At 63.6% G+C, this 23,564-nt stretch carries 22 protein-coding genes; 9 read left to right on the top strand and 13 right to left on the bottom strand.

The genetic code is table 11. The annotated features are described in order from the left end of the window. Position 1 precedes the first annotated feature (1 nt). Positions 2 to 1,558: an AMP-binding protein gene (locus HQN59_RS11380; protein ID WP_176069191.1), complete on the bottom strand. Its 1,557-nt coding sequence runs from the start codon at positions 1,556 to 1,558 to the stop codon at positions 2 to 4. 126 nt (positions 1,559 to 1,684) lie between these two features. Between HQN59_RS11380 and HQN59_RS11375 the strand changes: the two genes are divergently transcribed. From HQN59_RS11375 to HQN59_RS11350, 6 genes are all read left to right on the top strand, one after another. Then, on the top strand, positions 1,685 to 2,662 hold the full coding sequence (locus HQN59_RS11375; protein ID WP_176069190.1) for a Bug family tripartite tricarboxylate transporter substrate binding protein: 978 nt from the start codon (positions 1,685 to 1,687) through the stop codon (positions 2,660 to 2,662). Positions 2,663 to 2,674: 12 nt separating this feature from the next. Next, a complete protein-coding gene (locus HQN59_RS11370; RefSeq protein WP_176069189.1) occupies positions 2,675 to 2,872 on the top strand; it encodes a hypothetical protein in 198 nt (65 codons plus the stop codon). Beyond that, positions 2,869 to 3,837 (top strand): Bug family tripartite tricarboxylate transporter substrate binding protein, encoded by a 969-nt coding sequence (locus HQN59_RS11365; protein WP_176069188.1) that lies wholly within the window; start codon positions 2,869 to 2,871, stop codon positions 3,835 to 3,837. The genes HQN59_RS11370 and HQN59_RS11365 overlap by 4 nt, the downstream gene beginning before the upstream one ends. A gap of 20 nt (positions 3,838 to 3,857) precedes the next feature. Beyond that, the gene (locus tag HQN59_RS11360) at positions 3,858 to 4,391 is read left to right on the top strand and encodes a MarR family transcriptional regulator (RefSeq protein ID WP_176069187.1); all 534 of its coding nucleotides are present in this window, start codon (positions 3,858 to 3,860) and stop codon (positions 4,389 to 4,391) included. Then, a complete protein-coding gene (locus HQN59_RS11355; RefSeq protein ID WP_176069186.1) occupies positions 4,388 to 4,963 on the top strand; it encodes a carboxymuconolactone decarboxylase family protein in 576 nt (191 codons plus the stop codon). Before HQN59_RS11360 ends, HQN59_RS11355 begins: the two co-directional genes overlap by 4 nt. A 102-nt stretch (positions 4,964 to 5,065) precedes the next feature. After that, positions 5,066 to 6,052, top strand: a complete 987-nt coding sequence (locus HQN59_RS11350; protein WP_176069185.1) for a fumarylacetoacetate hydrolase family protein — start codon at positions 5,066 to 5,068, stop codon at positions 6,050 to 6,052. 52 nt (positions 6,053 to 6,104) lie between these two features. Here the strand turns inward: HQN59_RS11350 and HQN59_RS11345 are convergent, their stop codons facing one another. From HQN59_RS11345 to HQN59_RS11320, 6 genes are all read right to left on the bottom strand, one after another. Continuing rightward, positions 6,105 to 6,941 carry an SDR family NAD(P)-dependent oxidoreductase gene (locus HQN59_RS11345; protein WP_176069184.1) on the bottom strand — a complete coding sequence of 279 codons (837 nt, stop codon included), beginning with the start codon at positions 6,939 to 6,941 and terminating at the stop codon, positions 6,105 to 6,107. A 76-nt stretch (positions 6,942 to 7,017) separates the two neighbouring features. After that, positions 7,018 to 7,725 carry an ABC transporter ATP-binding protein gene (locus HQN59_RS11340; protein ID WP_176069183.1) on the bottom strand — a complete coding sequence of 236 codons (708 nt, stop codon included), beginning with the start codon at positions 7,723 to 7,725 and terminating at the stop codon, positions 7,018 to 7,020. After that, positions 7,725 to 8,477, bottom strand: a complete 753-nt coding sequence (locus HQN59_RS11335; RefSeq protein WP_176069182.1) for an ABC transporter ATP-binding protein — start codon at positions 8,475 to 8,477, stop codon at positions 7,725 to 7,727. Before HQN59_RS11335 ends, HQN59_RS11340 begins: the two co-directional genes overlap by 1 nt. Further along, positions 8,477 to 9,490 carry a branched-chain amino acid ABC transporter permease gene (locus HQN59_RS11330; RefSeq protein ID WP_176069181.1) on the bottom strand — a complete coding sequence of 338 codons (1,014 nt, stop codon included), beginning with the start codon at positions 9,488 to 9,490 and terminating at the stop codon, positions 8,477 to 8,479. The genes HQN59_RS11335 and HQN59_RS11330 overlap by 1 nt, the downstream gene beginning before the upstream one ends. Further along, on the bottom strand, positions 9,487 to 10,344 hold the full coding sequence (locus HQN59_RS11325) for a branched-chain amino acid ABC transporter permease (RefSeq protein ID WP_176069180.1): 858 nt from the start codon (positions 10,342 to 10,344) through the stop codon (positions 9,487 to 9,489). Before HQN59_RS11325 ends, HQN59_RS11330 begins: the two co-directional genes overlap by 4 nt. A gap of 35 nt (positions 10,345 to 10,379) precedes the next feature. Beyond that, the gene (locus HQN59_RS11320; RefSeq protein ID WP_176069178.1) at positions 10,380 to 11,543 is read right to left on the bottom strand and encodes an ABC transporter substrate-binding protein; all 1,164 of its coding nucleotides are present in this window, start codon (positions 11,541 to 11,543) and stop codon (positions 10,380 to 10,382) included. Between the two features lie 207 nt (positions 11,544 to 11,750). Between HQN59_RS11320 and HQN59_RS11315 the strand changes: the two genes are divergently transcribed. Beyond that, on the top strand, positions 11,751 to 12,296 hold the full coding sequence (locus HQN59_RS11315) for a MarR family winged helix-turn-helix transcriptional regulator (RefSeq protein WP_176069176.1): 546 nt from the start codon (positions 11,751 to 11,753) through the stop codon (positions 12,294 to 12,296). Here HQN59_RS11315 and HQN59_RS11310 read toward each other — a convergent pair. The 5 genes from HQN59_RS11310 to icmF form a co-directional block, all read right to left on the bottom strand. Further along, positions 12,293 to 13,543, bottom strand: coding sequence for a thiolase family protein (locus tag HQN59_RS11310; RefSeq protein ID WP_176069174.1), 1,251 nt, complete (start codon positions 13,541 to 13,543; stop codon positions 12,293 to 12,295). The genes HQN59_RS11315 and HQN59_RS11310 overlap by 4 nt on opposite strands. Positions 13,544 to 13,654: 111 nt before the next feature. Next, on the bottom strand, positions 13,655 to 15,451 hold the full coding sequence (locus HQN59_RS11305) for an acyl-CoA dehydrogenase (RefSeq protein WP_176069172.1): 1,797 nt from the start codon (positions 15,449 to 15,451) through the stop codon (positions 13,655 to 13,657). A 12-nt stretch (positions 15,452 to 15,463) separates the two neighbouring features. Further along, positions 15,464 to 16,321: a 3-hydroxybutyryl-CoA dehydrogenase gene (locus tag HQN59_RS11300; protein ID WP_176069170.1), complete on the bottom strand. Its 858-nt coding sequence runs from the start codon at positions 16,319 to 16,321 to the stop codon at positions 15,464 to 15,466. Then, positions 16,318 to 16,911, bottom strand: coding sequence for a cob(I)yrinic acid a,c-diamide adenosyltransferase (locus HQN59_RS11295; RefSeq protein WP_176069168.1), 594 nt, complete (start codon positions 16,909 to 16,911; stop codon positions 16,318 to 16,320). Before HQN59_RS11295 ends, HQN59_RS11300 begins: the two co-directional genes overlap by 4 nt. A 10-nt stretch (positions 16,912 to 16,921) precedes the next feature. Next, positions 16,922 to 20,218, bottom strand: a complete 3,297-nt coding sequence (gene icmF, locus HQN59_RS11290; RefSeq protein WP_176069166.1) for a fused isobutyryl-CoA mutase/GTPase IcmF — start codon at positions 20,216 to 20,218, stop codon at positions 16,922 to 16,924. Between the two features lie 108 nt (positions 20,219 to 20,326). Here icmF and HQN59_RS11285 point away from each other — a divergent pair, with 108 nt between their 5' ends. Beyond that, positions 20,327 to 21,361: an AraC family transcriptional regulator gene (locus tag HQN59_RS11285; RefSeq protein ID WP_217704035.1), complete on the top strand. Its 1,035-nt coding sequence runs from the start codon at positions 20,327 to 20,329 to the stop codon at positions 21,359 to 21,361. Positions 21,362 to 21,386: 25 nt separating this feature from the next. Here the strand turns inward: HQN59_RS11285 and HQN59_RS11280 are convergent, their stop codons facing one another. Then, complete coding sequence (locus tag HQN59_RS11280; RefSeq protein WP_176069164.1) at positions 21,387 to 22,418, bottom strand: zinc-dependent alcohol dehydrogenase family protein; 1,032 nt, start codon at positions 22,416 to 22,418, stop codon at positions 21,387 to 21,389. A gap of 313 nt (positions 22,419 to 22,731) precedes the next feature. Between HQN59_RS11280 and HQN59_RS11275 the strand changes: the two genes are divergently transcribed. Beyond that, positions 22,732 to 23,562 carry an enoyl-CoA hydratase/isomerase family protein gene (locus HQN59_RS11275; protein ID WP_176069162.1) on the top strand — a complete coding sequence of 277 codons (831 nt, stop codon included), beginning with the start codon at positions 22,732 to 22,734 and terminating at the stop codon, positions 23,560 to 23,562. The last annotated feature ends 2 nt before the right edge of the window (positions 23,563 to 23,564 follow it).

Below are 23,564 nucleotides of genomic sequence, written 5' to 3'. Positions count from 1 at the left end.
CTTACCCGACGCGGCGCTCCACGCCTTCCCAGAACTTGTCACGAATCTCGCGCTTGAGCACCTTGCCATTGGGGCTGCGGGGTAAGCTGGCGACGAAATCCACCGATTTGGGTGCATGGACGGAGCCAAGCGTCGACTTCACCAACTGGATGATTTCCTCTTCGGTGGCCTGCATCGAGGGCTTCAGTTGGATCACCGCCTTGACTGCCTCGCCCCACTTCTGGTCCGGCACGCCGACGACCGCACAGTCCTCCACGCACGGGTGGCCGGCGATCACATGCTCGACCTCGGCACTGAAGACGTTGAAGCCTCCGGTAACGATCATGTCCTTCTTGCGATCGACGATGTACGTGAAGCCGCGGTCGTCCTTGTAGCCGATATCGCCCGTGTGATGCCAGCCGAACCTCGACACTTCAGCGGTCGCTTCCGGATTCTCGTAGTAGCCGCGGAACACCAAGTCCCCCCGCGCGACGATCTCGCCGCGGCCACCAGGCGCAAGCAGATTGCCATCGTCATCCATGATTTCGACGCGCTGTCCGAGCGTCGGACGCCCGCAGCTTGACCAGCGATCGCTCCCTTCCGGCGCATTCAACAGGTCTCGCGTCGACAGGAATGTCAGGAACATCGGCGCCTCCGCCTGGCCGAACGACTGGCACATCACCGGCCCGAACACGTCCATCGCTTCCTTGAACTTGGCAGGTGCAACCGGAGATGCAGCGAGCACGATCGCACGCAGCGATGAGTAGTCGAACTCCCGGACGCGCGGGTGCGCCAGCATGCTGTAGAGAACAGTGGGCGGAATGTAGAAGTGCGTCGCCTTGTGGCGCTGAATCGCCTCCAGGATGCCAAGCGCGTTGGCAGAGGGCAGCACCACGTTCGTTGCGCCCTCGGCCATCATCATGAGGCCGACGACACCGGCGCCATGCGTCATGGGAGCGGCAACCAAGTGCACCGCCGGGCGGTCGGTCGGAAGGCAGGTCCAGAATGCCTTGATCGCGGAGCCCCATGTCCGCTGCGTCCACATCGCGGCCTTCGAAAGCCCGGTTGTGCCTCCGGTCGGGAAGATCGTCTCCACGCGATTCGGGTCATCCTCCGGCTCGGGTGCCGGGTCCGCGGCACGCTCCATGAATTCGTCTAACCCGATTCCGACACCCTGCTCCATCGGCTCCCCGATGCAAACGAGGTGCTGAAGTGTCGGCACCGCCTCGCGCAGCTCCTTCACCTGCTCATTCAGTGACGGATGGAAGAAGAGCAGGGAGCACTTCGTCGTACGCAGGAAGGCCGCATTGACGTGCACGGGGTTGCGCATGTTGATCGGCACCCACCGGCCTCCAGCGCGGAAGATGCCGATCATGGCGCAGAACGCCTTCGGATCGTTGGGGCTGTACACGGCGACGTTTGCGGCCGCGTTCCCGGCAGCGTGCAATCCAGCCGCTACGCGCTCGGCAAGCTCGTTCACCTGCGCGTACGTGTACGCGCCTTGGCCATCGGCGTCAACAAACGCCGTGCGCTCCGGAGCGCTCAGCATGCCGCGCCTGAAATAGTCGATCAGCCTCATGAGGGTTCCCGCGAGATGTTACAGGTAGGTTGTAGTTTATCGGCCCGGAGGTCCGATCCGACTACGGGTTAATACTCGCACAAGCGGCTTGTTATATGTGCTCGAATTCCGCAAGGAGCTCTCACGATGAAGCGACGCAGCATACTCGCGCTGCCCCTGCTGGCCACCGGCATCCCGATGTTGGCACTGGCGGAAGGCGCTTACCCCGACAAACCCATCAAGCTCATCGTCCCGTTCGCGCCCGGCACGGCGCTCGATATCGTGGGTCGGCTGGCCGCGGCCGGGGCTTCGGAAGAGCTCAAGGTGCCGATCGTCGTCGACAACAAGCTTGGAGCGTCGGGCGTCATCGGCACCGAAGTGGTGGCGAAGGCCGCGCCCGACGGCTACACACTGCTCTTCACGGCGCCGGCACACTACATCAACCAATTCGTTTTCGCTTCGCTGCCATTCGATGCGGTGAAGGATTTCCGTCCCGTCACCAAGGTTAGCAATGCGCAGCTCGTCATGGTGGCCGGAAAGTCCTCGCCGTTCACCACCGCGAAGCAGGTCATCGAGTTCGCGAAGGCAAACCCGGGCAAGCTGAGGTACTCGTCCAGCGGGCTGGGCGGGACGATTCACCTCGCCTTCTCCCTGTTCAACCAGATGGCAGGAACGACGATCGAACACGTCCCCTACACCAGCGGCAGCCAGGCGCTCACCGACGTTATCGCCGGCCACCTGGACATCACCTTCACCGCCATCGCGACTGCACTGCCTCAAGCGAAGGCAGGCAACTTGAAGCTGCTCGGCGTGAGCGGCCTCAAGCGGTCCAGCGCCATGCCGGAAGTCCCGACGATTTCGGAGGCCGCGTTGCCGGGCTTCGAGCTCACGTCCTGGGGCGGCGCGCTGGCACGCAACAACGTGCCCGACGCCCTCATCGAGAAACTGAATGCGGCGTTCCTGAAGGTAGCTCAGCGGTCGGAGTTTCAGGCCAAGCTGGTTGCGGCCGGCATCGAGCCCGACCCGCTGGGCACGGGCGCTTTCGCCAAGCAGATCGAAGCAGAAGTGCCGAAGTGGAAGCGCCTCGTCGAATCGACCGGTGCCGCTCACTCCCAGAAGCAGTAGACGCAACTCGGCATGTCCAACACTGCAGGCGATGAGGATCCATCTTTCCTTGCTGCCGGCCCCGGCGGCGAGCTGGCCGTCGTCCACTTTCCTCACGACGCAGCCCATCACTACGTGCCACCGAAGTTCCGGCTGGCGCCGTCCTCGCGCGGCACGGTCATTGCCGCGCACCCTCCAGACCTTTTGCCCACCCCAGGAGACCTGCAATGAAGAAATTGCTTCCCGCCCTGATCGCGATCACGTGCCTTGCCTTCGGCTCCATCGCGACGGCACAGGACGCCTTCCCTTCCCGCCCCGTGAAGATGATCGTTCCCTATCCGGCCGGCGGCGGAGGGGATATCCTGGCGCGCGCCATCGCGGACGTCTTCCAGAAGCAGACGGGCCAGCCGATGGTCATCGACAACCGCGCGGGCGCGAACGGCATGATCGGCGCCGCGGCGTGCAAGGGCGCCGCCGCCGACGGGTACACGTACTGCCTGCCCGTGTCCGACGTCATGGCCATCAACACGCACATTTACAAGAAGGTGCCCTATGACGTCGAACACGACTTCACCGTCGTCGCCCCGATCGCGACGGTCGTGCTCGCGATCGTCGCCAACAGCAGCGTTCCTGCCAAGGACCTGAAGGAACTCGCCGCCTGGTCACAGGCGAATAAGCAGAAGGCGAACTTCGCCACGTGGGGTGTCGGCAGTGCGGCCCACCTGATGATGGCGCAGTTCAACAAGTCGATGGGCGGCAGCTTCACGAATGTCCCCTACCCCGGCGTGCCACAGATGCTGCAGGCAACGCTCGGCGGCGATGCCTCGGCGACGCTGCTGTTCTATGGTCCCATCGCGCAGTTCATCAACGAAGGCAAGATGCGCCCGCTCGCAGTGCTGGCAGGCGAGCGGTATCCCGCCCTGCCCAACGTCCCCACCGTAAGTGAAGCTGGCTTCAACTTCACGCCCACCGTCTACTACGGCGTGTATGCGCCCGCCGGCACGCCGCCGGCCATAGTCAGCCGCATGGGCCAGTTGCTGACGACCGCGGCGGCCGACCCCGCGGTCCTGAAGACGATGAGCGCTGCCGGGTTCGCGCCATTGAACGAGACGCCCAAGGCGTTTTCCGAGCGGGTGGCGCGCGACCGTGCCGCATGGGGTCCGATCGCGAAATCGCTCGGGCTCTCACTGGAGTGAGCACGCCTTAGACTCAAGGCATGCCAAGTGCTTCAACGTCCGCCGCGAAGCCGCACGCCGCGCGGCTGTCCGCATCCGAACTCAAGCGGCTCGTCCACAAGGGGCTCGTGCTGCATTTCATGCTGCAGCTGAGCCTCGGCGATGATGCCGATGCAAGGTTGCTCACGAAGACGCTCGGGCGCGTCCATCACCGCATCCTCTACTTCGCGCACTTTACCCCCGGCATCACCGTCAGCGAACTGCTCGCCGTGCTCGGTGTGAAACACCAAAACATCCAAGCACCACTGCGGCAACTGATCGCGGACGGGTTCATCCTGAGCCGGGCGTCCGAGCAGGACGGACGAGTCAAGCAGCTGTATTGCTCCCGCAAGGGGGACAAGCTCCTGGAGTTCGTCTCGGCGGGCCAGCGCGAGCGTATCCAGCGCGGTTACGACAGCGTGAGCGAGGCGGATGTGGAAAGTTATTTCAAGGTGGTGACGGCCATGCTGGGTCCCGAGCGTCGTGAATGGGTGCGGCGACTCACCGAGCTGGATGACCCGACCGAGTCCGTATGAGCCGCCTCCCCTTCGTCCCCGAGCAGCCGGAGGACCCGCAAGTCGCCGATGTGTTCCAGCGGTTGCGAAAACGTTGGCAGGGTGCACCGGTGTTGCACCTTTATCGGCTGCTCGGATGGGCGCCCGGCCTGCTGCCGGCTTGGATGGAGTTCGGGCATGCTTTGCGGTTCAAGACCAGCTCGCCAGCGGCGCTGCGGGAACTGATGATCGTTCGCTCCGGACAGCTGCAGCAGGCCGAATACGAGTGGAAGCATCACTGGGTGGCCGCGCTCGATGAAGGCGTTCCAGAACAAAAGTTGCATGCTCTGGAGCATTGGCAGACCAGCGACATCTACTCCGAAGCCGAGCGCGCTGTGCTGGCACTGGCTGAAGACACCGCCATCAAATGCGGTGCAACCGAGGCCACGATCAATGCCCTCAAGGCCGTGTTACCGAATGAGCAGCTTGTCGAGCTCGTTGTGATTGCGGGCTTCTATGCTTGCGTCGGCCGCGTCGTCAATTCGCTGGACGTTCCGATCGAGCCCGGCTTTGAGACGATGCTCCCTCTCGACGAGAAGTTTTCTGCTCCTTGAAACGTGCCGCCCGCAGGGTGCGTCGAACATCTCCACGATGTGAAGCCGACCAGCGTTGGCCTCAGCAATCGTGAGTCCTCAACTGTCTGCTGAGCCAAAGCTATGAAACTCTGCACCTTTGCCGTCTCCGGACCTTTGGGGGAAATCCGCCGTGTCGGTATCGTTCGCGATCGAACGATCATCGATGCGACTGCGGCGCGAGTCGCGTACCTGGAGCAACATCTGAGCGCTTCTGCTGCCGCGCGTGTTGGCGACGCTCAGGTGCCGAGCGACATGCTCGCGCTGATTGGTTCCGGGCCTCTCGGACTGCAGTGGGCAGAGGAAGCGCTGGACTACGCGGTGACTTCCGGGCGTGAAGCCACGCGGGCAGGTGCGCGCGTCGCGTACGAGATCGGGGCCGTGCGGTTGCTATCGCCGATTCCGCGTCCCCCCGGCATCGCTTGCTTCATCACCTGGTCCGCTCACGTCGATGACAGCAGGGACAAGGGCTTCGCGATGCTCAATTTCCCCGATCGCAACAGCGACATGCGGGCCTACTACAAGGCCAATCCCGACGCAGTCGAAGGCCCCGGCACGGTGATCCCAAGGCCTGCTTATGCGAGCGAAACCGACGTGGAGTGCGAGATGGCGGCGGTCATCGGCACGGGCGGGCGCGACCTGTCGATCGACGACGCACGGCGCGCGATTGTTGGCTACACCATCTTCAACGACGTGAGCTTTCGCGAAATCCAGCGCAAGGAGATGGCGTTTGGCCTTGGCCCAACGAAGGGCAAGGACGCCGACCACAGCAACGTCCTCGGACCTTGGCTGGTGACGGCCGACGAGGTTGGTGACCCGCAGGATCTCGAGATGTCCTTCGTCGTGAATGGCAAGACCGTGAACAGCTATCGGACGTCTGAAATGGCATGGAGCTTCGCCGATCTGGTGTCTTACCTCTCACGAGCGCAGACGCTCATGCCAGGACATGTCGTGACCAGCGGCGCCTTTCCGGGGGGCTGCGGACTGGACGCCAACTTGAAGATCCAGACTGGGGACGTTGTCGAGATGCGGATCGACAAGTTGGGGGCGCTGGTCAGCAAGATAGGCTAGTGCTGCGGTTCACAGCTTCCCGCCTTCATCCCACTCCCATGACTCCGGCGCGCTACCCAGTCGAGCCGATGACCTGACAACTCAACCCACCGTCCACCGGCAGGAGGACGCCGTTGATATAGCGGCTTTCGTCCGACGCGAGAAAGCCCACGGCGTAGGCAATGTCCCATCCGGTTCCCATTTTTCCAGTCGGTGAAACGGCGTCCCGCTTGCGGATCAGCGCGTCGACGTCGTTCCCATAGTGTCGCGAAAGGGTCCCGAGCATCATCGGTGTCATCAGCAGTCCAGGGAGTACGGCATTGCAGCGGATTCCCTTGGCGGCGTACTGCATCGCGATGTTCTGGGTCAATTGGTTCATCGCCGCTTTGGAAGCGGAATAGGCCGACAGAGGCACCCCGGTCCATCGATTGCTGGCGATCGAAGAGACATTGACGATGGATCCGCCGCCCACCGAGATCATCGGCTGGATCGCGTGCTTGGCCATCAGGAACGCGGAAGTGACGTTGAAGCGGAACACTCGCTCCCAATCCTCGAGGGAGGTCTCGACGACGCCCTCAACCGGTCCGGCACCAATGTTGTTCACCAGGATATCCACGCGGCCGAAGCGGTCGATGCAGGCGTTCACTGCAGCGGCAGCACCCTCGGGTGTGGTGGCATCTCCAACGAACGCTTCGTACTTGCCGCCCTCTTGGCGCACCCAGTCACCTGTCGCTGCCGTCGCGTCGGCGTTGACATCGATACCCAGGACTCCTGCGCCCAACCTCGCAAGGTGGACCGCTGTTGCCTTGCCCGTTCCCCAGCCGGGACCCGATGATCCGGCGCCGACGACGATAGCCACCTTGCCGTCCAGATTGCGCGGTACATGTCCCACGCTGAAAGTTGCTTGCATGTGTCAGTCCCTCACTAAGATGTCAATTGACTCTGAAGAAGTCGATCGCCCGATCATCTTCAGCGGTGCTTGGCGCCTACAGTCCCAATAGGCTTCGGGACAGTGATTCGTCTTCGATCAGTGTCTCCGCCGGCCCGCTCCACGCGACACGCCCGGTTTCAAGCACGTGGGCGGTCTGCAGGATCGGAGCGACCGCCTTCAGGTTCTGCTCGACGATGAGCACGGACACGCCTTCTTCGCGGCGCACCTCCGCGACGGCTGCGATGACCTCCTGCACAATGATCGGCGCGAGCCCCTCAGTGGGCTCGTCGAGCAGGAGGACCGAAGGCTGGATCAGCAGTGAACGCGCGATCGCGAGCATCTGCTTTTCGCCACCGGAAAGGTTTTCGCCCAGCCCTTCAGAGCGTTCGAGCAGCCGCGGGAACAAGCGGAAGATCCGGTCCGGTGTCCAAGGTCCGGACCGGCGGCTGTGCGCTGCCAGCGCCAGGTTCTCACGTACGGTGAGCTCACCGTAAATTTGCCGATCTGCCGGTACGAGAGCGAGGCCACTTCGGGCGAGTAGATGTGTGGGTACGCCGCGGGCCGTTTGGCCGTTCAGCCGGTAGTCACCGCCTGAAATGGAAAGCAAACCCATCAGGGCATTCAACAAGGTTGTCTTGCCTGCGCCATTGCGTCCGAGAAGTCCGCAAATCTCGCCGCGCGGGATCGACAACGAAACTCCCTCGAGTGCACAGGCCTTGCCATAGAAAACGTTCAGGTTCCTGACGTCAAGCACAGTGTCCATCAGTCCCCCAGATAAGCGCGGCGCACTTTCGAATCGGATCGGATCTGATCCGGGGTGCCCCGCGCCAACAGGGCGCCGGCCTCCAGCACCAGAATCTCTTCGGCGAAATTCATCACCGCCTCGATGTTGTGCTCCACCATCAACACGGTGCGCCCGTGCGAGGCTCCCTCGATGAGGCGCAGAGTCTCCGCGATGCGTCCGTGTCCGACGCCGGCCAGGGGCTCGTCCAGCAGGAGCACGCGCGGATTGGAAGCCAATGCGAGCGCCAGCTCGAGTGCGCGCTGATCGCCGTGCGACAGCGTGGAAGCAAGCGCGTTGCACATCGATTGAAGCCCGACCTGCTCCGCCAGCTCTTGGGCCGCTTGCTGGACCTCCCGGTCGCCCGCTGCGAGACGTGTCCAGGGTTGCCGCCCACCATAGCGCGCTCCCTGCACCGCAAGACACAGGTTCTCGAATACCGTCAAGCCGAAGAATATGTTCACGATCTGGAAACTGCGGCCTATTCCAGCGGTCAAGCGACGGTGAGCAGGCAAGTGCGTGATGTCCTCGCCGGACAACTGCACGCAGCCTGATGTTACCCGCTGGCGTCCCGAGAGCGCGTTGAGCAGCGTTGTCTTCCCGGCCCCGTTCGGTCCGATGAGGGCGTAGCGCCGGCCGTGTTCAAAGTCGGCACTGAAATCGTTCACCGCAAGGAAAGTTCCGAATGCAACGCGGAGACGGCTGGCGCTCAGGATGGGGAGTGATGCGCTCATCATCCGTTACGCAGCTTGCGCACCAGACCCTGGACCGCAGGCGCGAGTCCATTCGGCACCCACAAAGTAAAGACGATGAGGACCACGCCGAGCAATCCGTGCCAGTGTGTTGTCATCCCACCCAGCACTTCGCGCAAGCACGACATCAGCAAGGCTCCCAAGGCGGGGCCAAGGAGCGTTCCCGCGCCACCGATCAGAGTGGCGATCAGGACATCGCCCGAGATCGTCCAGCTGAGGATCTCGGGATTGACGAATCTCATCAGTGACGCCAGCAGCGCGCCGGCTACGCCACTGATCGCCCCAGACGCCGCGAAGGCACTGATCTTCAATCGCAGGGTGTTGAAGCCCAGTTGCTGCGCTCGAACTTCGTTGATTCGCATCGCGACCAGCCCGCGCCCCCAGTGTGACTGGCGCAGCAAGGCGCTGGCGCCCAGCACCATCATGAAGATGGCGAAGACAAACAGAAAATAGGACCGGTCGTCGTCGAGTACGTGCCCGAAGATCGCCGGCCGTGCGACGCCGACCAGCCCCTCCATTCCACCGGTGTACGCGCGGAGTCGCACGGCGACCAGCGTCTCGAAAAGTTGCGAGACCGCCAACGTAGTCAGGCCCAGATAGACGCCCGACATCCGCAGGGCGAGCATGCCGACAAGCGCAGCCAATATTCCGGCGGACAGGCCGGCCAAAGGGATGGCCCCCGACATCGGAATCCCGGCAAGCATCGTCAGCAGCGCAGCCAGATAGCCGCCCGCAGCGAAGAAGACCGAATGCCCGAAGGACAACAGTCCGGCCACTCCGAAAGCAAGGTCGAACCCGAGCGCAAAAATCGCCCAGATCGCCGCGGAGGTAAGGAAGTAGTGGACTGCCGGCGGCGCGATGGCCGCGGAAAGAGCTGCCATCGCGAGGAGAGCGGCCGCGGTGAGCGTGGCCCTTTTTCCGAACGAATGCCCGAGAGAACTCGGGGCTTGAGGTTCGGCTGAGCAGTTGCCGACAGACGGACTGGCCGGCTTCATGCTGTTCGCGTCCTTTGGTTGAAAAGCCCCGCCGGCCGGATAAGCAGCGTGAATATCAGCAGCCCATAGGTGGCCACATCAACCCACTCCGCCGCGAACTGCTGGCCGAAAGCGCGAAGCAAGCCGACGAGCAGCGACGCCGCGATAGCTCCCCGCGCATTTCCCAAACCTCCGACAACGATCACGACGAAGCAGTCCGTGATCACGGTAATTGCCATCCCGGAATCAATGGGAACCAGGGGCGATACAAGTACGCCGGCGAACGCCGCCAGAGCGGTTCCACCGCCGAACGTCCACATGCGGAGACGGTTCACGTCGGCCCCCAGGCAAGAAAGCATGCGCGGGTTCGCCGCCGCGGCGCGGATGGTCGCGCCCAGCGACGTACGCTCGAGGCCCAGCAATAGCCCGGCTGCGACGACGGCCGCCACGACACACGCGAAGATCCGGTAGTCGCCGATGTAGCTGCCGAAGATTTCCGTCGTACCTGCCAGAGCAGCCGGGGGCGAAACGCGAAGGTAGCCAAGCCCCCAAACCATGCGCGCGGCCTCTTCCATGACAAGAATGAGCCCGAACGTCATCACCAATTGCTGGGCATGCGGCTTGGCATAGAGCGGGCGGAGCAGCACCCGCTCCAGCAGAGCGCCTGCCGGCAGGACGATGAGCGGGGTCAAAGCCAACGCCAGCCAGAAGCTGCCGGTGCTCGCCACGGCTTGGTACCCGATGTACGCACCAAGCATGTAGAAAGCACCGTGGGCGAAGTTGATGACCCCGAGCAGACCGAATATCAGTGTCAGTCCAGCAGCCACCAGGAACAGCAGCAGTCCAATGCTCAGACCGATGAGCGTAAGAGCCATGGGTGCTCGTCAGACCGGAAGCCGGCCGGCTTCCGTTACTTGCATGCGGTGAAGACAGTGCTGCTGGGAACCTGGCGAACAACCCGCACGGGGTAATCGCTGCCCGGCTTGGTACCCTCGCCCCAGATACCGCCCTGCGCCGCTTGGTGGTCGCACACTCGCATGGCCTTACCGCCTTCAATGGAGCTCGGCCAGCTCGACTGCGCGAAAGCATCGACCCACTTCTCCCGGTCATTGCTTCTGGTTTGCTCGACGACGCTCAGGAACCACGACAGGCCGTCGTAGGCCTCTCCAGCCACCCAATCCGGCGGCTCGCCGTACTTCTTCCTGTAAGCCTCGACAAACTTCTGGTTTGAGGGGTTCTGCAGACTTGCGTGGTAGCGCTGGGCCGACATGACACCCTCGGCGCCAGGGCCCACGGCTCGAGCAAGCGTGTCGTCGAGAAGCACCGGCCCCATGATCTTGACCTTCTTGCCAAGCCCGACTTCGTGACTCTGCTTGACGAAGCCGATCGCATCGTTTCCTGCGGCGACGACCACGACCGTGTCGGCACCCGACTTCAGTACCTTGTCGATGATTACCGAGTAGTCCTTGCTGCCCAGTGGGGGGAAATCCTCTCCGGCGATCTGCACCCCTTCCTTGGTGAGCAGCGCCCGAATGTCATTCCATCCTTCGCGCGTGGTGCCGACGTCGGCAGCAACGCCATAAACCTTCTTCAGCCCCAAGGCCTTGACCTGCTCGGCGACCATGACGTTCTCCATCGCCAAGTTGTTCGACGTGCGGAACGTGTAGCGCGTCTTGTTCGTCCCCGTGATGCGATCGTCGGCCGACATCGTCACCAGGTGCGGGACCTTAGCCTGGGCAGCCAAGGGCATCATGGCGATTGTTTCGCCCGAGCTGGCGGCTCCGAAGAGCACGTCAACTCCGGACGCGATAAGCCGCGATGTCTTCTGCACGGCCACCTGCGGCTTGGTCTCCGAGTCCTCCCAGACCACCTCGATGGGCCGGCCCAGGACTTTGCCGCCGCGCTCCTGGATGGCGAACTCGACCCCGCGCTTCATGTTCTGGCCGAACACACCGAAGGCGCCACTGAGCGGGAGGACTGCCCCGATCCTGAAAGGCTGCTGCTGCTGCGCCGTCGCGGCGAGCGAGCACGCGAACGCGGCCGCTGCAAGTGCCAAGCGAAATGCGTGTCTCATGTTGTCTCCTGTGTTGTGTCGCCCAGACCGGACCTGGGCAAAGGCGAATCGAGGTTAGTGACCCGAATTATTTCTGTCAATAAGGTTGTACCATCAAAGATGGTTGCAGTAAACGCGCGTGCCGGCTGCTAGGGGTAAGTCCCAAGGCAAGAGCATGCGCGCAGCCGCTTTTAGCAAGCGCTGAGAGGGTGGTCTAGACTCAACGCCATGGATCGCAGTCAAGGCGCATGCATCGGCAGGGGACACACTGGCGGGGATGCGGCCGGAGTCGCCGCGGAAAAGAAGCGCCTGGTTCATACGGGGTTGGTGCTGCATTTCATGGTGCAGCTGAGCATTAGCGAAGACGCAGATGCGCGCCTTGCCCAGAAGTCGATGGGTCGCGTGCACCACCGAATCCTCTACTTCGCACACTTCGCTCCTGGCCTCACGGTCAGCGAATTGCTCGCCGTTCTGGGCGTGAGGCACCAGAACATCCAGGCACCAATGCGGCAGCTGGCAAAAGCGGGCTACCTCCTCACGCGCGCATCCCCGACGGACGGCCGCGTGAAGCAGCTCTACTGCTCACGCAAAGGAGACAAGCTGCTGGAGTTCGTCTCGGGCGGGCAGAGGAATCGTTTCCAAGCCGCTTATGACAGCGTGACGCAGCAGGACATCGACAGCTACTTCAAGGTTATGACGTCCATGCTGGACCGACACCGCCGCGACTGGGTGCGGCGCCTCACCGAACTCGACGATCCTACGGAGTCCGTCTAGCGCTCGTAGATCGCGACCGCGCACACCGCCTCTTCCAGGCCGATGATGCCGCCGCCATTCTGCTGCAGGCCGATCCGCGCATCGCGTACTTGCCGCTCGCCGCTTTCACCACGTAGTTGGCTGATCACTTCGTGGCACATCGACAGCCCCGTCGCGCCAATGGGATGCCCCTTCGACACAAGACCACCTGACGGATTGATCGCGATCTTCCCGTCGATCGCGCTCGCGCCCGAAGCGGCGAAAGGACCACCCTGTCCTTCGGGGCAGAAGCGCAACATCTCAGTTTGATAGACCTCGCAAAACGAGGTCGCATCGTGAACCTCTGCGAGATCGATATCCTCGGGTCGCAAGCCTGCAAGTTCGTACGCGCGATCGGCAGCGGCCCGGGACAGGCCCGGCTCACGCTCTCCGCGGTACTTGCCGCCGGACAACGTCAGCGCCCGGATTTTCACAGCCCGCTCGCGCACGCGCGCGGGCTGTTGCTTCAGGAACCGCTCGGAACAGAGGATGACGGCCGCGGCACCGTCGCCGACTGGTGCGCACATCGCGCGCGTCAGCGGATCGGACACCATCCGATCGGCGAGGACCTGTTCGGGCGTCATCGCGAAGCGGTATTGCGCCAACGGGTTGAGACTGCCGTTGGTGTGGCTCTTTGCGCAGGCGGCTGCAATCTGTTCGCGCGTGGTTCCGTAGAGATTCATGTGGAGGCGCGCCTGCATGGAGTACGTGTCCATGGCCGCGGATCGATCGGCACCCATCTCAAAAGGTTGGCCCAGTTGCTCGCCGATGCGCGTGTAGTGCGCGATCCACTCCTCCGGGTTCAGCTGGTCGGCGCCCTTGCCGAACTCCTGCAGGATCGCAGCGGGATTCTTCGCGTCGTAGAGCTTCTCCACGCCGACCGCGATGGTCACGTCGGCGTCACCGGCACGGATCTCCTTGTACGCGCCGTTCAGCGCAAGGCTGCCAGTCGCGCATGCACCCTCGACGTTCACCACCGGAGCACGGTCCCGGAACACACCATCGCGCACCAGCGGGATGAACGCGACGTTGCCGCGCACCAGAGGCTGGCCCCAGTAGTGCATCACGCAATTGCCGAACCACGCGGCCTCGATCACCTGCGGATCGGCCAGCCCAGCATCCTGCACCGCGCAGAGGTAGGCGTCGCGCGTGAGCTCCTTGAAACCCTTGTCGGGCCAACGCCGGAAAGGCGTGGAGAAGGTTCCGAGGATGTAGACCGCTTCGGACATGCGTTGCTCCAGTATCAGATTCGCAATGGTACGACAATCTTCTTGTAATATCAATCAAACTGATCCCATGCGTCCGCCAAGCTTGTAGTCGCCCGCGTCGGTGTCAGTCGTTCAGAACTGATCATCCGTATAGGCGAGCACCGCTGCTGCGCCGTTTACCACCGTCTCCGCCAGGCCAGGCGCCTGCGCGAGGACGTGATCGGCGTAAAAGCGCGCGGTCAACAGTTTGGCGCGAAGGAAGCCCGGGTCGCCACTGCCTTGCAGCAACCCCTTGCGCGCCGCGAGTGCCGCACGCGCCAGTTGCCATCCGCCAGCGACGATGCCGAACAGTTCCAGTAGCGGGACCGCACCGGCTGCCACGCTTTTGGCATCGCTGCGGTAGTGTTCCACCACGTAGGCAACGCAGCGGCGCAACGCGACGATCCCGGCCGACAGTCGCGCGGCGACGGCGGCGAGCTCCGGATCCGCTGCAAGCAGCAGCTGTTCCTGAATCGCACCCATGTCGCGCAGGACGCGCTGCGCGGCGGCGCCACCATCACGGGCGATCTTGCGGGCCATCAGGTCTATCGCCTGGATGCCAGTGGTGCCTTCGTAGATCGGCGTGATGCGCGAATCGCGCCAGTGCTGCGCCGCGCCGGCCTCCTCGATGAAGCCCATACCGCCGTGCACCTGCACGCCGAGCGAGGTTACGAGCACCGAGCTTTCGGTGCTCCAGCCCTTGACCACGGGAATCATCAGGTCGACGAAGCTCTGATTCTCGTGCCGTATTGCTTCGTCGGGGTGAGCGGCCGCAACATCCATCGCGGCGGCGACCACGCAAGCCACGGCGCGCAGCGCCTCGGTGCGCGACTTCATCTGCAGCAACATGCGGCGCACGTCGGGATGCCGCACGATTGCGACCTTGTCGCGCGACGCGCCGCCGAGCTCGACGCCCTGCTTGCGATCGTGCGCATAGTCGCGGGCTCGCTGGTACGCGCGCTCGCACAGACCCACACCTTCAATACCGACCGAATAGCGCGCCGCGTTCATCATGATGAACATGTATTCGAGACCACGGTTCTCCTCGCCCACGAGCCAGCCTTTCGCGCCTTCGTTGTCACCGAAGGCAAGCACCGCCGTCGGGCTGCCGTGAATGCCCAGCTTGTGTTCGATGGAAACGCAGCGCACGTCGTTGCGCCCCCTAGCCTTGCCGTCGGAGTCGGACAGGAACTTCGGGACAACGAACAGCGAGATACCCTTCACGCCCTCCGGCGCATCGGGCGTCCGGGCCAGCACGAGGTGCACGATGTTCGCGGTGAGATCGTGCTCGCCGTAGGTGATGAAGATCTTCTGCCCATGCACGCGGTAGCTGCCATCGCCTTGCGGCACGGCGCGGGCGCGCACCGCCGACAGGTCTGAGCCAGCCTGCGGCTCGGTCAGGTTCATGGTCCCCGTCCACTCACCGCTGATCAGGCGCGGCAAGTAAAGATTTTTCTGTTCGTCAGTGCCGCACAGCTCCAGAGCCTCGATCGCGCCGCGCGTGAGCATGGGGCAGAGGGCGAACGCCACGTTCGCGCCGTTCCACATCTCCTCGACAAGTGCCGACACCACGCGCGGAAGCCCTTGGCCACCGAACTCCGTGCGGCAGGACAGCGCGTTCCACCCCCCTTCGGCGAATTGGCGGTAGGCTTCCCGCCAGCCGGCGGCGGTCTGCACCGCGCTATCGTTCCAGCGGGCGCCCTCGCGGTCGCCGACAACGTTCAGTGGCGACAGCACGCCGCTCGCGAACTTGCCTGCTTCCTCCAGGATCGCCGAGGCAAGTTCTTCGTTCACCTCCTCGTATCCGGGCAGCCCCCCCACTGCATCGAGGCCCGCCAGTTCCCGCAGTACGAACTGCATGTCTCGCAACGGCGCGACATATTCGCTCATCATCTTCTCCGTTCAGCGGCCGCCGTAGCTGTAGAAGCCTTGTCCGGTCTTCCGCCCGAGGCGCCCGGCGTCGACCATCTCTTTCAACAGGAGTGCTGGGCGGTACTTGGGATCGGCGAAGCCTTCATGGAAGACGCGCATCACCGCGAGCATGGTGTCGAGCCCGATCATGTCCGCCAAGGCCAGCGGGCCGATGGGATGGTTGCAGCCCAGCTTCATGCCGGCATCGATCTCTTCAGCCGTGGCGAGGCCTTCCTGCAGCACGAAGATCGCCTCGTTGATCATGGGGCACAGGATGCGGTTGACCACGAAGCCGGGGCTATTGCGCACCGTGATGGGCGTCTTACCGACCACCCGGGCGAATTCGAGCGCCAGGGCGTGGGTGGTATCAGAAGTCTGCAGGCCGCGGATCACTTCCAGCAGGGACATGACAGGCACCGGGTTGAAGAAGTGCATGCCAATGCACCGTCCGGGCCGCGTCAGCACGGCGGCAAGCTGGGTAATCGAGATCGACGAGGTATTGGAAGCGATCACGGCTTCTTCGCTTACCACGGTCTCAATCTCTCGAAGGATGCGCAGCTTCAGCTCCAGGTTTTCGGTGGCCGCCTCCACGACGAGCCCCGCACTCTTCAACTCTTGATAGGCAGTTGACGTGTGGATGCGCTGTAGCGTCTCGTTTCTCCGGGCGGGCTGCAGCTTTTCCTTCTGCACCAGCCGATCCAGGCTGGACGCGATGGTCGAGCGCCCACGCTCCAGGGCGGCGGTCGACACATCGACCATGGTGACATCGAGGCCGGCGAGTGCGCAGACCTGCGCGATGCCATTGCCCATGGTCCCGGCGCCGATGACGGCGACATGTTGAATGCTCATGATGCTGTAGAGAGTGTGAGTAAGCCGCCGCCTTGAGGCGTGCGTTCGCGGTTCCACATGGATTCGGCCTGTCCCGCATGCTGATTCAGCACACGCGCGAGGACGAACATCAGGTCAGAGAGGCGGTTCAGGTATTGCCTGCCCGTGTGGCTGACGGCCTGCACTTCGGCCAAGGCGATCACCGAGCGCTCGGCGCGCCGGCAGATCGTGCGGCACATGTGCGCCTGCCCCGCCGGGATCGTTCCGCCCGGACGCACGAACTCCTGCAGCCGCGGCAGCGACACGTTCAGCGTCGCCAGCCAAGCGTCAAGAGCGGCAACGCGCTCGGGCTTCAGCAGCGTGTAGCCAGGAATGCTCAGCTCGCCGCCGAGATCGAGCAGGTCCTGCTGCACGTCGATCAGCTGCGCGTCCACACCGAGCTCCGGCGGCAGGCCGAAGGCGATCAGCATGCCGACCGCACTGTTCAATTCATCCACGTCCCCCATCGCATTCACGCGCGGATCGGTTTTGCTCACCCGGCTGCCGTCACCGAGCCCCGTCGTTCCCGCGTCGCCGGTGCGCGTCGCGATCGCGCTCAATCGATGCCCCATGGCGCGTTCCTCACATGTTCCGCCGATATTGGCCGCCGACTTCGAACAAGGCGCCGGTGATCTGGCCCAGCGAGCACACGCGCACGGCGTCCATCAGGACCTCGAACACGTTCCTGTTGTCGATCACCGCCTGCTGGAGTCGTTTGAGCATGGCCGGCGATTCCTTCGCGTTGCGCATGTGGAACTCCTGCAGGCGCTTCAATTGGCTCTGCTTCTCGTCCTCGGTCGAGCGCGCCAGTTCCAGCTTCTCAGGAATGGTGTCGCCGTGCGGATTGCGGAAGGTATTGACCCCGATGATGGGGTACTCACCCGTGTGCTTCAGCATCTCGTAGTGCATCGATTCGTCCTGGATGCGCCCTCGCTGGTAGCCGGTCTCCATCGCGCCGAGCACGCCGCCGCGCTCGGAGATGCGCTCGAACTCCGCAAGCACCGCTTCTTCCACGAGCTCGGTCAGTTCATCGACGATGAATGCGCCCTGGTTGGGGTTCTCATTCTTCGCCAAGCCCCATTCACGGTTGATGATCAACTGGATCGCCATCGCGCGTCGCACCGATTCCTCGGTGGGTGTGGTGATCGCCTCGTCGTACGCGTTGGTGTGCAGCGAATTGCAGTTGTCGTAGATCGCGATCAATGCCTGCAGCGTGGTGCGGATGTCGTTGAAGGCGATTTCCTGTGCGTGTAGGCTTCGGCCCGACGTCTGCACGTGGTACTTGAGTTTTTGCGAGCGCTCGTTCGCACCATACTTCTCCTTCATCGCCACTGCCCAGATGCGGCGTGCAACGCGACCGAGCACCGTGTACTCCGGGTCCATGCCGTTGGAGAAGAAGAAGGACAGGTTGGGCGCGAAGTCGTCGATGTGCATCCCGCGCGCCAGATAAGCCTCGACGAAGGTGAAGCCGTTCGACAGAGTGAAGGCCAGCTGGGAGATCGGGTTCGCGCCGGCTTCGGCAATGTGATAGCCGGAGATGGACACGGAGTAGAAGTTGCGCACGTCGTGGTGCACGAAATACTCGGCGATGTCACCCATCACCTTGAGCGAGAACTCCGTCGAGAAGATGCAGGTGTTCTGCCCCTGGTCTTCCTTGAGGATGTCGGCTTGCACCGTGCCGCGGACGTTGGCGAGCGCCCATTCGCGGATTTTGGCCGCTTCCGTATCCGTGGGCTCGCGGCCGTTTTCGGATTTGAACTTCTCGAGTTGCTGGTCAACCGCCGTGTTCATGAACATGGCCAAGATCGTTGGCGCAGGACCGTTGATGGTCATCGAGACTGACGTACTCGGGTTGCACAGATCGAAGCCCGAATACAGGACCTTCATGTCATCCAGCGTGGCGATCGAAACGCCGGAGTTGCCCACCTTGCCATAGATGTCCGGACGCAGGTCAGGGTCGTTGCCGTACAGCGTCACCGAGTCGAAGGCGGTGGACAGGCGTTTGGCCGGCATGCCTTCCGATACGAGTTTGAAACGGCGGTTCGTGCGGAATGCATCGCCCTCGCCCGCAAACATGCGCGTCGGATCCTCGTTCTCACGCTTGAAGGCGAAAACCCCAGCGGTATAGGGAAAGGATCCGGGGACGTTCTCCAGCATCAGCCATTTCACGATTTCGCCGTGATCCTCGTACTGCGGCAGGGAAACCTTGCGCACCGTCGTTCCCGAGAGCGACTTGTACGTGAGCTTCGTGCGGATCTCCTTGTCGCGGATCCTGACGACGTACTCGTCTCCGGCATACGCCTTCTGCAGCTCCGGCCACTGGGCCAGCAGCTTGCGCGCATCGCCGTCGAGCCGCCCCTCGCGCGCAGCCGCCAGCGTTTCGAGCAGGTCAGCAGCCGGACCGGCGGCGTCCTCAACTTCCGAAGTCAGCATCCGCTGCGACGAACGGAGCTGTTGCAGCTCGCGAGCGATCACTGCCTGCCTGCGTGCGCGCTGCTTGTAGGCCCTGACGGTATCCGAAATTTCGGAGAGGTAGCGCGTGCGCGCCGGCGGCACCACCGGAGTCTGATTGCTGCTGTGGCGCACATTCACGAGGGGCAGCTTGCCTTCGTGCAACCTCAGCCCAATCTCAGCGAGTCGCAGCTTCAAAGCCTGAAACAGCGCCGTGACCCCATCGTCGTTGAAACGCGCAGCCATCGTGCCGAACACGGGCATCTCCTCCGGCCGCCTGCCAAACGCTTCCTTGTTTCGCTGCACCTGCTTGGCAACATCGCGCAGCGCATCCGCTGCGCCTTTGCGGTCGAATTTGTTGATCGCGACGAACTGTGCGAAGTCCAGCATGTCGATCTTTTCCAGCTGGCTCGCAGCGCCGAATTCGGGCGTCATCACGTACAGCGGAACATCCACGTGCGGCACGATCGCCGCATCGCCCTGGCCGATGCCGGAGGTCTCGACGATCACCAGGTCGAAGCCGGCCGCCTTGCAGGCGCCGATCACATCCGGCAGCGCCGCAGAAATCTCGCTGCCGAAGTCGCGGGTGGCGAGCGACCGCATGTAGACACGCGGGCCTTGCTGCCACGGCGAGATCGCGTTCATGCGGATGCGATCCCCCAGCAGCGCGCCACCGCTCTTTCGGCGCGATGGATCGATCGAGATGATCGCCACACGCAGGTTGTCGTCCTGGTCGAGGCGCAGGCGGCGTACCAGTTCGTCGGTGAGCGACGACTTGCCAGCCCCCCCGGTACCGGTGATGCCGAGGACCGGCACGGAACGCGTATCCGCCTGCGCGCGCACGGCCTTCATCAGATCGGCGTCCGCAGAACCGTTCTCGATCGCGGTGATCAGTTGCGCGAGGGCGCGCCAGTTCTGCTCGCCATGGCCCTGGATCGCGTCCAGCGCGCGGGGCGCGTACTGGGCCACGTCCTTGTCGCAGCGCATCACCATCTCGCCGATCATGCCCGGCAGGCCCATGCGCTGACCGTCTTCCGGGCTATAGATTCGAGCGACGCCGTAGTCCTGCAACTCGCGGATTTCCGCCGGCACGATTACGCCACCACCACCGCCGAAAACCTGGATGTGCGATCCGCCGCGCTGTTTCAGCAGGTCCACCATGTACTTGAAGTATTCGACGTGGCCGCCCTGATAGGAGCTGATGGCGATGCCCTGCACGTCTTCCTGCAGGGCCGCCGTCACCACTTCGTCCACGCTGCGGTTGTGGCCCAGGTGGATCACTTCCGTGCCCATGGACTGCAGGATGCGCCGCATGATGTTGATGGCGGCGTCGTGCCCGTCGAAGAGCGAGGCGGCCGTGACGAATCGGACCTTGTGGGTCGGGCGGTAGTTGGCAAGGGCGCGGTATTCGGCGGACAGGTCGGTCATGGTCGGTCTCCAGGAGCGTCACCACTTTAGGAGCGGTGCCCACGGGGCACCATGTCCTGCGGGTGCAGCGAGGTGGCATTTTTTGCCACCCCGATAATCGGGCTGCCCATGACCGACGCCATCGAGAGACACACCGTCGCCATGCATTTCGTGAGTGCGGCGGTAGCTCATCTGCAGCCCGCCGCGAAGGAGCGCGCGCTAGCCGTCGCAGGCATCCCGGCGCACTTGCTGGACCAACCGAACGCGCGCGTGCCCGCTAACGCGTACTCCGCGCTTTGGCTGGCCGTAGCCCGTGAACTCGATGACGAATTCTTCGGGCTCGACCGGCGCGGGATGAAGGTCGGCAGTTTCGCCCTCATCTGCCAGGCGGTGCTCTCCTGTGCCGACCTGGATCGGGCTCTCAAACGCATGCTCCGCGGCTTTGCCTTGTTCCTGGACGAGGTGCACGGAGAGCTGCACCTGGAGGGCGGCGACGCGGTCGTGCGGCTCACGAACACGATTTCGCAAGAGGACGATCGCCGGTTCGCCGATGAAACACTCCTCATCCTCGTGCATGGTCTGATGTGCTGGCTTGCAGGCCGGCGCATTCCGCTGAGGCATGTGTCTTTTCGACACGCGCGTCCCCCGTACGCGCGCGAATACACCTTGATGTATTGCGACGACCTCACCTTTGATGCGCCGCAGACCGCCATGCACTTCGAAGGGCGGGCGCTGTCGCTGCCGGTGTCTCAGGACACATCGACGTTGCAACACTTCCTGCGTACTGCGCCGCAGTCAGTGTTCCTCAAATACCGGAACGAGGATAGCTGGTCGGCCCAGTTGCGGCGACGGCTGCGAGATAGCGTGGGCGACGCGGAGAGCTGGCCGGTGTTCGAGGACCTCGCCGGCGAACTGCGCACTACACCCACTACGCTGCGCCGGCGGCTGGATCGCGAAGGCACGAGCTACCAGACCATCAAGGACGAATTGCGCAGCGACGTCGCCATCGACTATCTATGCAACAGCAGCATGAGCGTGGACGAGATCGCCGCTCGCATCGGGTTCCGCGATGCGAGCGCATTTCATCGCGCATTCAAGCGCTGGACAGGTGTGCAGCCTGGTGAATACCGCAGGCGGCGGTCAATGGACGACAGCGACCGCTGAAGGTCTGTGCCCAGTGGACACGCTGTCAATCAACGGCGACCGAAATCTTCCCGAAGTGGCTGCCGGACATCTGATGCCGAAATGCCTGCCCCATGTCTTCAAGCGCAAAGCTGGCGTCGACAATCGGCTTGATGCGGCAAGCCTCAAAGGCACGCACCATAGCCAACTGGTCAGCGCGGCTGCCAACCATCACCCCCTGCAGCCGAATCTGGTTGGCCAGCAGGCGTACTGTTGAGACCTCGCCCTCGCGACCGGTCAGCACGCCGATCATGGCAATGTGGCCGCCAACCCTGCACGCAGTGATTGACTGGTTCAGCGTACCGGCGCCGCCGATTTCCACGACGTGGTCGACGCCACGGCCGTCGGTCAGCGAACGAGCGGCAGCGCCCCACTTTGGCGTCGCCTTGTAGTTGATGCCGTGGTCCGCGCCCAATGCGAGAAGACGCTGGAGCTTCTCGTCCGAGGATGACGTGGCGATCACCGTGGCGCCCACAGCCTTGGCGATTTGCAGTGCAAACACCGACACGCCCCCGCTGCCTTGCACGAGCACGGTGTCGCCAGCCTTCACCCCGCCCTGGACGACGAGGGCGCGCCACGCGGTCAGCGCGGCGCACGGCAATGTCGCCGCCTCAAGGGCGGTAAGCCCCGCCGGCGCCTTCGTCAGCGAGGTTGCAGGCACGGTAGCGATCTCGCACGCATAGCCGTCGATCGACTCCCCGTACACCGCACCGCACTTGACCGCCGTCGGCTCGCCATCGTGCCAGTGGCGGAAGAAGGTGCTCATCACGAGGTCCCCCGGCTTGAAGATGCACGATGGGTCACGCGGTGCGTCAGGCAGCGGCGGCCCGACCTCCAGCACCTCGCCCGCGCCGTCGGACATCGGGATGCGGCCGGGCGGAGTTGGGATGCCGCCATTGACGACAAGCAGGTCATGATAGTTCAGCGATGTGGCCCGGACGCGCACCATCACCTCGCCTGGCTGCGGCGGGCGCGGGTCGGCTGCGCTGATGCGCAACTGGTCGATGGCAGCGGGCTGAGCTACTCGGACAATCTTCATTCGTGAATCCTTTTCGTCGCCTGCAGCGACTTGGTTGAACGCAGCGACGGTCCCTGCAGCGGGTCTCGATCGCGCGCAAGCGAGCTTACAGGCCTCCGCATTCGCGATCTCAACGTTGCGGACTGCGGGCGAGAGGCGATCCTGTTCGTCCTTATGCACACAGTACGTGAATTTCCTGGCTTCCCGTCCAAGCCGGGCGTCAAACGACGGACGGCGAGGCGAGTGGCCGCACGCGCCGTCCATCGGTTTGGCCAATAGCGGCATCTGCATTGCGTAGTGCCCTCATTGGCCCTCCGTCGGTACCATTCCCCGGATGAATTCAGCCAAGGCGCAGGATGATCTGAAATTGCCAGTGTCAGAGTCGGGCGGCCAGGTCCACGAAACGCGCGATGGCGACATCGCCACGGTGACGATTTCCAACCCGGGCAAACGGAACTGCTTGACCGTGGCCATGTGGGGATCACTGCGCCAACTCTTCGGTCGGTTGTCGGCCGATGCCGATCTGCGCTGCGTCGTCATTCGCGGGGCCGCTGGTGAGGGCTTTGCCGCGGGCGCCGACATCGACGAGTTCTCGACCGTGCGTCATACCCGCGAGCAGGTGGAGCATTTTCACGAGGAAATTGTCTATGCCGCATTGAGCGCGATCGACCGATGCCCTGTTCCCGTAGTCGCGCTCATCGAAGGCGCCTGTGTGGGCGGCGGACTTGAGATCGCGTCGGTGTGCGACCTGCGTATCGCCGGTCGCAGTGCGCAGTTCGGCGTGCCGGTGCATCTCCTCGGCTTTCCGCTTGCGCCGGCCGAGATGCAGTGGCTGTTCCGGCTGGTGGGTCCCGCGGTGACGGCGGAGCTTGTCTTCGAGGGCGCGATCCTGGGTGCGGATGAAGCCCTCGCGAAGGGCCTTGTCACGCGCGTCGTCGATGACGCCGCCGTAGTCGAGGCCACCATGGCATGCGCCCGTCGCATCGCCAGGGGAGCGCCGCTTGCCGCGCGAGCGAACAAGCGGCAGATCCGGCACCTGATGACCGGCGCCTCGTTTACCCGGGAAGAGCGCCTGGCGAGCTACGCCTTCGCGGACACGGAAGACTACCGGGTCGGCGTCCAGGCATTCCGCGACAAGACAACCCCCGTCTTCAAAGGCCGATAGCC

The organism is Rhizobacter koreensis (assembly GCF_013366375.1).
Taxonomy (GTDB): domain Bacteria; phylum Pseudomonadota; class Gammaproteobacteria; order Burkholderiales; family Burkholderiaceae_C; genus Schlegelella_A; species Schlegelella_A koreensis.
This window is presented reverse-complemented; position numbering and strand designations above follow the sequence as displayed.